This window comes from Brevundimonas sp., assembly GCF_019636155.1.
Lineage (GTDB): Bacteria > Pseudomonadota > Alphaproteobacteria > Caulobacterales > Caulobacteraceae > Brevundimonas.
Genome location: NZ_JAHBYB010000005.1, coordinates 240,593 through 249,649, shown reverse-complemented (window position 1 = coordinate 249,649; position 9,057 = coordinate 240,593). Strand labels below are relative to the sequence as shown.

Below are 9,057 nucleotides of genomic sequence, written 5' to 3'. Positions count from 1 at the left end.
GGCCAGGCGGCGATGTCGCCGCGCCGCCCGGTCCGCACGGTTCCGCCCGGCAGGACGAAACCGTCCAGCGTCTCGGCCAGGGCCGTCGCATCCACGCCGGGCTTGACGCTCAGATCCGTCGGCGGCTCGTCTCGCCCGGCCAGGGCCAGCCCGATCATCCCAGGTTCGCCATAGGTCGCGCGCCAGCGGGCGGCGATCCAGTCGGGCAGATTGGCCTCGGCCGTGGTCAGGCCCGGCCCCTCGCGCCCGATGGTGCGCAGGACGGCGTTGACCAGACCCTTGTACGGCCGGGTCTTGGCGTCGCGTTCGGCCAGTTTCACCGCGGTCGATACGGCGGCGAAGGCGGGTGTCTCCAGAACCAGGATCTGGGCCAGGGCGATGCGCAATATGGTCATCACCTGATCGTTGGGCCGCGCCTTCAGGCGATGGTCCAGCACCTGGTCGATCTCGCCCAGCCGGCGCAGGGCGGCCATGGCGACGGCGCGGGCGAAGGCCCGGTCGGCCGGCGGCAGGGACGCGACTTCGCGGAAAGAAAGGGCCTCGTCCAGACCGTTGCGTTTCTCAAGCGCGGCGTTCAGCAGCACCCCGGCGGCGATGCGGGCTTCGACGCCGGGGTCCGCTTCGGTGAGTGGCGAGTGGCGAGTGGCGAGTGGCGAGCGTTTTTCGCCCTTGGTCGGCCTGGACGCGCCACTCTTATAAGGCTTGGAGGGTGACGATCCCCTGGTTTTTCTCGCCACTCGCCACTCGCCACTCGCCACGGGCTTCACCATCAGACCGACACCTGCGTGCCCATCTCCACCACCCGGCCGGGCGGGATATGGAAGAAGTCGGTGGGGTTGGCGGCGTTTCGCATCAGGAAGATATAGAGCCGATCCTGCCACAGGGGCATGCCCTGGCGCGCGGCGGGCACGACCGAGCGGCGTCCGAGGAAGAAGCTGGTCGACATGATGTCGAACTTCAGACCCTGTTTGCGGCACTGGCCCAGGGCGCGGGGAATGTTCGGCGTCTCCATGAAGCCGTAGGTCACCACGATCCGCTTGAAATCATCTCCGATCGGCTCGAACGCGACACGATTGGCCTCCGGCACCCGGGGCCGGTCGGCGGTGCGGACCGTCAGGATGATGTTCTTCTCGTGCAGCACCTTGTTGTGCTTGAGATTGTGCATCAGGGCGACGGGGGCGACGTCCGGATCCGAGGTCAGAAAGACGGCGGCGCCCGGCGTGCGGTGCGGCGGCCGCGCCCGCAGCATCTCGATCAGGTCGCCCAGAGGCAGGCTGTCCTTGCGCGTCTTGGCGGCCAGGATCTGCGATCCGCGCACCCAGGTCCACATGATCAACACCAGCCCCCCGCCCAGGACCAGGGGCGCCCAGGCCCCCTGCGGAATCTTCAGCAGGTTCGATCCGAAGAAGGCCGCGTCTATGATCAGGAAGGGGGTGATGGCCAGGGCCGACAGCGGCAGGCTCCACTTCCACAGACGCCGCACGATGAACCAGGCCAGCAGGCTGTCGACCAGCATGGCGCCCGTCACCGACACCCCATAGGCGCCCGCCAGCTGGGACGAGGACGGGAACATGGCCAGCAGCAGCAGCACGCCGACCAGCATCAGGCCGTTGACCGTGGGCACATAGATCTGGCCCGCCTGGCTCTCGCTGGTCTGGCGGATGGTCAGGCGGGGCAACAGGCCCAGCTGCACCGCCTGCTGGGTCAGGGAGAAGGCGCCGGTGATGACCGCCTGGCTGGCGATCACCGTGGCGCAAGTCGCCAGCAGCAGGACCGGCCAATAGACCGAATGGGGGATCATGGCCCAGAAGGGGTTGAAGCGCGCCGCCGGATCGCTGAGCACCAGGGCGCCCTGGCCCAGATAGTTCAGCATCAGGCACGGCAGGATGAAGGCGACCCAGCCGAAGCGGATCGGCGCCTTACCGAAATGACCCATGTCGGTGTACAGGGCCTCGGCCCCGGTGACGGCCAGGAAGACGCTGCCCAGGACCACGAAGCCCAGGACGCCGTTGTCGATCAGGAACAGAAGGCCGTAGTGGGGCGACAGGGCGCGCAGGATCGACGGATCGTCGAAGATGTGCAGGACGCCCAGGCCGGCCATGACCAGGAACCAGACGGCGGTGATCGGCCCGAAGGCGCGCGCCATGCTGGCGGTGCCCCGCGCCTGGATCATGAACAGGCTGATCAGTATCCCGGCCGCTATGGGCAGGATGAAGGGATCCAGCCGCCCGTTCAGGCCCGGGGCGTCGCCCAGACCTTCGACCGCCGACAGCACCGAGACCGCCGGGGTCAGAACCCCGTCGCCGTAGAACAGGGCCGCGCCGCAGACGCCCAGCAGAAAGACCAGGGCCGAGCGTCGGCCGATGGCGTGCTGGGCCAGGGCCATCAGGGCCAGGGTGCCGCCCTCGCCCTTGTTGTCCGCCCGCATCAGGAAGACGACGTATTTCAGCGTCACCACAAGGAACAGGGCCCAGAAAACCAACGAGGCCACGCCCAGAACCGCCAGTTCCGCCTCGCCCCCGCTGCGCGAATGGGCCAGGGCCTCGCGCATGGCGTAGAGCGGGCTGGTGCCGATGTCGCCGAACACCACGCCCACGGCGCCGAGGGCCAGGGCCCAGAAGCCGCTGCGGCCGTGGGCGCCTTCGGACGGCGTCGGTTCAGGAGTCTCGGCTTTGGGGGCGGCGGGCGTTGCGGCCTCGTCGCCGGCGTCAGGCCCGGCCATTCGGTTTCTCCGGGCGCCGCAGGGAGGGGCGGACCCATCAAGAGCGGCGGGCCTTTAGACCCTTTCCCCGCGCCGTTCAATCGTTCGTCGGGATCGAACGGTTCCGCCGGTTTGTGAATCCCGCGGCCAGCGCCTAAATTGACATCAAGAACATGTCAGACAGCCAGCGCTTTCCCGTCGCCGCCCACGCCTTGGCCTATCTGGCCCACAAGGGCGCCTATGGGCCTGCCCAGGCGGCGCCCAGCGCGGTTCTGGCCGCCTCGGTGCCGACCAATCCGGTGGTGATCCGGCGGGTCACCGCCCTGCTGGCCAAGGCCGGTCTGATCGCCACCCGTTCGGGGGCGGCCGGGGGATCCTGGCTGCTGAAACGGCCAGAGGACATCCGGCTGGACGCGGTTCTGCGGGCCGTCAACGGCTGCGCCCACCTGGGCTCGCCCCCGGCGGGGGCCAAGGGATGCCCGGTGGGCGAGCATATCCCTCGCCAGGTGGCCAAGGCTCTGACCGCCGCCGACGCGGCCGCGGCCGAGGCCCTGAGCCGCATCACCATCGCCGACCTTCTGCATGAACAGCCCGCCAGCCTGGCCGGGATCAAGGCTCCCGCTTGAGGCGCACCATACTGATCACCGGCGCCTCGGCCGGCATCGGCGCCGATCTGGCGCGCGAATGCGCCCGGCGGGGCCATGACCTGATCCTGACCGCGCGGCGCGAGGCGCCGATGCGGGTCCTGGCCGAAGAGATCGGCGCGGCGGCGGCGGTGACGGTTCTGGTCGAAGACCTGGCCGACCCGCAGGCGTCCGCCCGACTGGCCCAGGCCATCGCCGCGCGCGGCCTGACCGTCGACGGCCTGGTCAACAATGCGGGCTTCAGCCGCACATCGGGCTTTCTGAACACCGACCCGGCCGACCATGCGGCCATGGTGCGGGTCATGCTGTCGGCGCCGGTCGAACTGGCGCGCCTGTTCGCGCCCGGCATGGTCCAGCGCGGCTATGGCCGCATCCTGAACGTGGCGTCTCTGGCCGGGCGGATGCCGGCGACAGGCGGCGACACCCTGTACGGCCCGATCAAGAGCTTCCTGATCAAATGGTCTCAGGGCCTGCATCTGGAGATGGCGGGGACCGGCGTGCAGGTCACGGTGCTGAACCCTGGCTACACATTGACCGAATTCCATGACGCCAACGGCACGCGGGACCAGGTCTCGGCCGCCTATCCCGCCTGGATGTGGATGCGCTCGCCCGAGGTCGCCCGCATCGGCTGGGCGGCGGTGGAGGCCAATCGGCCCAGCGTCACGCCGGGCCTGATGAACAACCTGCTCGCGGGCCTGGCCAAACACCTGCCGGACGGCATGGCGCTAAGGATGGTCGGCAGCCACGCCAGGCGGCTGGGTCGGGTCTAAGGCTCAGGCGCCGGTTTCGCTTGAGCAGGCCTGGGCGACGGCGTCGCGGATGTCGTGGTCCGGAGCGCGACGGGCGACCGCGCGGGCGCCGTCGCAATGCCCTTCGGAGATCATCCGGTCCAGCCTCAGGATCAGCCGCCTGCGCCGCTCGACCTGATAGCGCGCCTCGACCGTGCGGGCTTCCAGAAATTGGCGGTCGGTCTGGGTCATGGAATCGTTGTCGCGGAACCGGCCCATGGTCAGTCCCTGCCGCTGGATCGGCGGCAGAGCCTGCTGCCCCATGATGAAGGCCGCCATCGCGACCGCGCCCAGACCGATCATCCGCCTGCTCCATCGTCCAGCCCAACGTGCACGATGCCTTGCATCCTCGCAATCCGGGGAACGGAGTTCGAGTTCAGGCGCCCGGCCCGCGACGTTCGCCACAAGAAAGGGCGGGCCCGTCTCCGGACCCGCCCTCCTGGTTCAATCTGAACGATCAATGGACGAAAGGACTTAGAAGTCCATGTCGCCCATGCCGCCCATGCCGCCGCCCGGCATGCCGCCGGCGCCGCCGGCCGAGGCCTTCTTCGGCGCATCGGCCACGGCCGCTTCGGTGGTGATCAGGATGCCGGCCACCGAGGCGGCGTCCTGCAGGGCGGTGCGCACGACCTTGGCCGGGTCGATCACGCCCATCTTGACCAGGTCGCCGTACTCTTCGGTCTGGGCGTTGAAGCCGAACGAGGCGTCCTTGTTCTCCAGCACCTTACCGACCACGATCGAGCCTTCGACGCCCGAGTTCTCAGCGATCTGACGGATCGGGGCCTGCAGGGCGCGGCGCACGATGGCGACGCCGGCGTTCTGGTCGGCGTTGTCGCCCTTGAAGCCTTCCAGCTTGGCCGAGGCCTTCAGCAGGGCGATGCCGCCGCCCGGAACGATGCCTTCATCGGCCGCCGCGCGGGTGGCGTTCAGGGCGTCGTCGACGCGGTCCTTCTTCTCCTTGACCTCGACCTCGGTCGAACCGCCGACGCGCAGCACGGCCACGCCGCCAGCCAGCTTGGCCAGGCGTTCCTGCAGTTTTTCCTTGTCGTAGTCCGAGGTGGTGTCCTCGATCTGCTTCTTGATCTGGCCGACGCGGGCCTCGATGCCGGCCTTTTCGCCCGAACCTTCGACGATGGTGGTGTCGTCCTTGGTGATCGAGACCTTCTTGGCCTTGCCCAGCATGTCCAGGGTGACGGTTTCCAGCTTGATGCCCAGGTCTTCCGAGATCACCTGGCCGCCGGTCAGGATGGCGATGTCTTCCAGCATGGCCTTGCGGCGGTCACCGAAGCCCGGCGCCTTGACCGCCGCGACCCGCAGGCCGCCGCGCAGCTTGTTGACCACCAGGGTGGCCAGGGCCTCGCCTTCGATGTCCTCGGCCACGATGACCAGCGGACGGCCCGACTGGACCACCGCTTCCAGCACCGGCAGCATGGGCTGCAGGCTGGTCAGCTTCTTCTCGTGCAGCAGGATCAGAGGCTCTTCGAGGACGGCCTCCATCTTGTCGGCGTTGGTGATGAAATAGGGCGACAGATAGCCGCGGTCGAACTGCATGCCCTCGACGATGTCGACGGTGGTTTCGGCGGTCTTGGCCTCTTCGACGGTGATGACGCCTTCATTGCCGACCTTCTGCATCGCCTCGGCGATCAGGGCGCCGACCTCGGCGTCGCCGTTGGCCGAGATGGTGCCGACCTGGGCGATTTCCGAGTTGTCCGACACCGGCTTGGAGCTGGACTTGATCTCTTCCAGAACCACGGTCACGGCCTTGTCGATGCCGCGCTTCAGGTCCATCGGGTTCATGCCGGCGGCCACGGCCTTCAGGCCTTCCTGGACGATGGCCTGGGCCAGGACGGTGGCGGTGGTGGTGCCGTCGCCCGCCTTGTCATTGGTCTTGGAGGCGACCTCGCGGATCATCTGGGCGCCCATATTCTCGAAGGCGTCTTCCAGTTCGATCTCCTTGGCCACCGAGACGCCGTCCTTGGTCGAGCGCGGGGCGCCGAAGGACTTCTGGATCACGACGTTGCGGCCCTTGGGACCCAGGGTCACCTTGACGGCGTTGGCGAGGACGTTGACGCCGCGCAGCATCTTGTCGCGCGCGTCGGTGTTGAAGTGAACGATCTTGGCGGCCATGTGCGGCTGCTCCTTTGAAATGAGTGGTGAGTGACGAGTGGCGAGTGGCGAGCGGGATCGAGTTCTGGCGCTGCGGGCGGGGTCACTTCTGACATCCTCGCCACTCGCCACTCGTCACTCGCCACAGGGGCTGAGCGGTTAGCTCAGCACCCCCAGCACGTCCGATTCCTTCATGATGATCAGGTCGTCGCCGTCGATCTTGACCTCGGTGCCCGACCATTTGCCGAACAGGATGCGGTCGCCGGCCTTCAGTTCCAGGGCGTTGACCTTGCCGGAGTCATCACGCGCGCCGGGGCCGACCGAGACGACTTCGCCTTCCTGCGGCTTCTCCTTGGCGGTGTCGGGGATGATGATCCCGCCCTTGGTCTTGGATTCTTCCTCAACGCGCTTGACCAGCACGCGGTCGCCGAGCGGACGAAACGCCATCTGTAGTTCTCCCTTTCAGGGCCTCTGAATGAATGAGCGCCCACGGACACGACGCCGCCTTTGGCAGCCGCCGCATCCGAGTGCCAACGCGGGCGGGAGTTATGCAGGCAGGGCCGGAGCGTCAAGGCCCGGGCGCTCAGATGAACCGAAAATGAACAGGCGCGGGCGATGGCGTTCAAACAGCCCAGGCTATAACCGACATCAACGCCCGCATCGGGCGACCGGACAAGGAGACCCGCCATGAAGACCTTCGGTGCAATCGCCGCCGGCGCCATCGCCCTGACCATGGTCGCCGCCACCCCCGTCGCCGCCCAGTCGTACCGCGACTATCGCGACCGCGACCGGTCCAGCAGCTCCAGCGACGCCCTGGTCGGCGCCGCCATCGGCGCGGTGGCCGGCGCGGCCATCGGCAATGGCGACGGCGCCTATATCCTGGGCGGCGCCCTGGCCGGAGCCGCCATCGGCGCCTCGGGCAATGATCGCGGCGACTGCGGCTATTACCGCGGCGGCCGCTGCTATCGGAACCAGGGCCACTGGGAGCGCGAGCACGGCATCAACAGCCGCGACTATCGCGCCTATGACCGACGTGACCAACGCTACGAGCGCCGGTACGACCGTCGCGATGACCGCCGCTATCAGCGGGACTATCGCTACGATCGCCGCTGGTAAGGGGTGATCCCGTCATCGAGACGCAAAGGGCGGTCCCTGGGGCCGCCCTTTTCACATCAGCCGCCGCATCAGGGCCGCGGTCGATGGGTCCAGCCCGGCCGAGGGCGCGCCGGCCCGGACGTCGTTCAGGATGTCGCGCGCCAGGATCTTGCCCAGCTCGACCCCCCACTGATCGAAACTGTTGATGTCCCACAGCACGCCCTCGACAAAGGTCTTGTGCTCATAAAGGGCGATCAGGGCGCCCAATGTCTGGGGCGTTAGCCGGTCCATGACAATGGCCGTCGAGGGCCGGTCGCCGGAAAAGGCCCTGTGCGGCGCCAGGCGCGCGGCCTCGGCCGGCTCCAGGCCGGCGGCGACCATCTCGGCGCGGGCCTGGTCGATGCTCTTGCCGATCATCAGGGCCTGCATCTGGGCCAAGGCGTTGGCCCACAGGGGCGCCTGGCTGGCCTCGCCCCCGGTGTGGGCGACGACGATAAATTCGGCCGGTACGACCTCTGGCCCCTGATGGATCTGCTGGAAGAAGGCATGCTGGCCGTTGGAGCCGGGTTCGCCGAACACAACCGGCCCGGTCCCGTGAACCAAGGGCGTTCCGTCGCGGCGCACACCCTTGCCGTTCGATTCCATCTCCAGCTGCTGCAGGAAGGCCGGCAGGCGACGCAGGGCGTGGGCGTAGGGGGCGACGGTGCGGGCGCGGCGTCCCCGGCCCTCGACATTATAGACCTGGGCCATGGCCAGCAGGACCGGGGCGTTGGCCTTAAGCGGGGCGTCGAGGAAATGCCGGTCCATCGCCGCCGCCCCGTCCAGCAGTCCCTGGAAAACGTCCCAGCCCAGGCCGATGGCGCACGACAGCCCGACCGCGGACCACAGGGAATAGCGGCCGCCGACCCAGTCGCTGAAACCGAAGACGCGGCCACAGCCGAAGGCCCGGGCCCGATCCTCGGCCGTGGTCACCCCGACCAGGTGGCGCGGCGCCTGGGCCGCCGTCAGGCCGGCGGCCAGCCAGTCGCGGGCGATCTCGGCATTGGCCAGGGTCTCCTGGGTGGTGAAGGTCTTGGACACCACCACCACCAAAGTGGTCCGGGGGTCCAGGCCGCAAAGGGCTTCGGCCATCTCGCGCGGGTCGATATTGGCCACGAAGCGCAGGTCGATGGCGGGGTCCAGGGGGCGCAGGGCGTCCCAGACCAGACGCGGCCCCAGGTCCGACCCGCCGATGCCGATATGGACCACGGTCCGGATCGCCTCCCCGTCGACGCCGGGCTCGCGGCCCGAGCGGACGGCCTCGGCATAGTCGCGCATCGCCTGGCGGACCTGTTCGACCTCGTCCGATACCGGCCGGCCCAGGACGCGGAAATCGGCGCCGTCGGGCGCGCGCAGGGCGGGGTGGAGCGCTGCGCGTTCCTCGGTCCCATTCACGGCCTCGCCCGCGAACAGGGCGCGGCGGCGATCCTCGACCCCGGCCGTCCGCGCCAGGGTCAGGGCCGCCTCCATCCCTTCCAGGCTCCAGGCCTGTTTCGACAGGTCCAGGTGCAGGCCGGCGGCGTCCAGTCTCATCCGCTCCAGCCGGTCCGGCTCCTGGGCGAACCGCTCGACGATGCGCGCCTGACCATCCCGCCGGGCCGTTTCGATCAGGGCTGTCCAGGCGGCGTCCAGGGTCGGATCGGGCACGGCGGTCTCCTTGGTGAACGACTCGTTTACGGCTGGG

The 9,057-nt window shown here is 68.7% G+C and carries 9 protein-coding genes; 3 read left to right on the top strand and 6 right to left on the bottom strand.

What is annotated here, in order from left to right; genetic code table 11:
• Both KF910_RS08110 and KF910_RS08105 read right to left on the bottom strand, forming a co-directional pair.
• Positions 1 to 584: transcription antitermination factor NusB (locus tag KF910_RS08110; RefSeq protein WP_292260373.1), on the bottom strand; the 584-nt coding region annotated here is incomplete at its 3' end.
• Between the two features lie 185 nt (positions 585 to 769).
• Entirely contained in the window at positions 770 to 2,722 is a 1,953-nt protein-coding gene (locus tag KF910_RS08105) for a potassium transporter Kup (RefSeq protein ID WP_292260370.1), read from the bottom strand.
• A gap of 152 nt (positions 2,723 to 2,874) precedes the next feature.
• On the opposite strand from KF910_RS08105, the gene KF910_RS08100 reads away from it, so the two are divergent.
• Together KF910_RS08100 and KF910_RS08095 are read left to right on the top strand one after the other, a co-directional pair.
• Positions 2,875 to 3,327, top strand: coding sequence for an Rrf2 family transcriptional regulator (locus KF910_RS08100; protein WP_292260367.1), 453 nt, complete (start codon positions 2,875 to 2,877; stop codon positions 3,325 to 3,327).
• Positions 3,324 to 4,115, top strand: coding sequence for an SDR family NAD(P)-dependent oxidoreductase (locus KF910_RS08095; RefSeq protein ID WP_292260364.1), 792 nt, complete (start codon positions 3,324 to 3,326; stop codon positions 4,113 to 4,115). Before KF910_RS08100 ends, KF910_RS08095 begins: the two co-directional genes overlap by 4 nt.
• A gap of 3 nt (positions 4,116 to 4,118) precedes the next feature.
• On the opposite strand, the gene KF910_RS08090 is transcribed toward KF910_RS08095, so the two are convergent.
• From KF910_RS08090 to groES, 3 genes are all read right to left on the bottom strand, one after another.
• Entirely contained in the window at positions 4,119 to 4,436 is a 318-nt protein-coding gene (locus KF910_RS08090) for a hypothetical protein (protein ID WP_292260360.1), read from the bottom strand.
• Positions 4,437 to 4,607: 171 nt separating this feature from the next.
• On the bottom strand, positions 4,608 to 6,260 hold the full coding sequence (groL, locus tag KF910_RS08085) for a chaperonin GroEL (RefSeq protein ID WP_292260357.1): 1,653 nt from the start codon (positions 6,258 to 6,260) through the stop codon (positions 4,608 to 4,610).
• A 138-nt stretch (positions 6,261 to 6,398) separates the two neighbouring features.
• Positions 6,399 to 6,686 (bottom strand): co-chaperone GroES, encoded by a 288-nt coding sequence (gene groES, locus KF910_RS08080; RefSeq protein ID WP_021698725.1) that lies wholly within the window; start codon positions 6,684 to 6,686, stop codon positions 6,399 to 6,401.
• Positions 6,687 to 6,926: 240 nt separating this feature from the next.
• On the opposite strand from groES, the gene KF910_RS08075 reads away from it, so the two are divergent.
• Positions 6,927 to 7,355 carry a hypothetical protein gene (locus KF910_RS08075; RefSeq protein WP_292260355.1) on the top strand — a complete coding sequence of 143 codons (429 nt, stop codon included), beginning with the start codon at positions 6,927 to 6,929 and terminating at the stop codon, positions 7,353 to 7,355.
• Between the two features lie 51 nt (positions 7,356 to 7,406).
• Here the strand turns inward: KF910_RS08075 and pgi are convergent, their stop codons facing one another.
• Positions 7,407 to 9,020 (bottom strand): glucose-6-phosphate isomerase, encoded by a 1,614-nt coding sequence (gene pgi, locus KF910_RS08070; protein ID WP_292260352.1) that lies wholly within the window; start codon positions 9,018 to 9,020, stop codon positions 7,407 to 7,409.
• Between the last annotated feature and the right edge of the window lie 37 nt (positions 9,021 to 9,057).

What these genes read in the sequence shown, in the direction of transcription:
- KF910_RS08105 (WP_292260370.1), bottom strand. Translation starts at nt 2,722, where the DNA reads ATGGCCGGGCCTGACGCCGGCGACGAGGCCGCAACGCCCGCCGCCCCC.
- KF910_RS08100 (WP_292260367.1), top strand. Translation starts at nt 2,875, where the DNA reads ATGTCAGACAGCCAGCGCTTTCCCGTCGCCGCCCACGCCTTGGCCTAT.
- KF910_RS08090 (WP_292260360.1), bottom strand. Translation starts at nt 4,436, where the DNA reads ATGATCGGTCTGGGCGCGGTCGCGATGGCGGCCTTCATCATGGGGCAG.
- groL (WP_292260357.1), bottom strand. Translation starts at nt 6,260, where the DNA reads ATGGCCGCCAAGATCGTTCACTTCAACACCGACGCGCGCGACAAGATG.
- groES (WP_021698725.1), bottom strand. Translation starts at nt 6,686, where the DNA reads ATGGCGTTTCGTCCGCTCGGCGACCGCGTGCTGGTCAAGCGCGTTGAG.
- KF910_RS08075 (WP_292260355.1), top strand. Translation starts at nt 6,927, where the DNA reads ATGAAGACCTTCGGTGCAATCGCCGCCGGCGCCATCGCCCTGACCATG.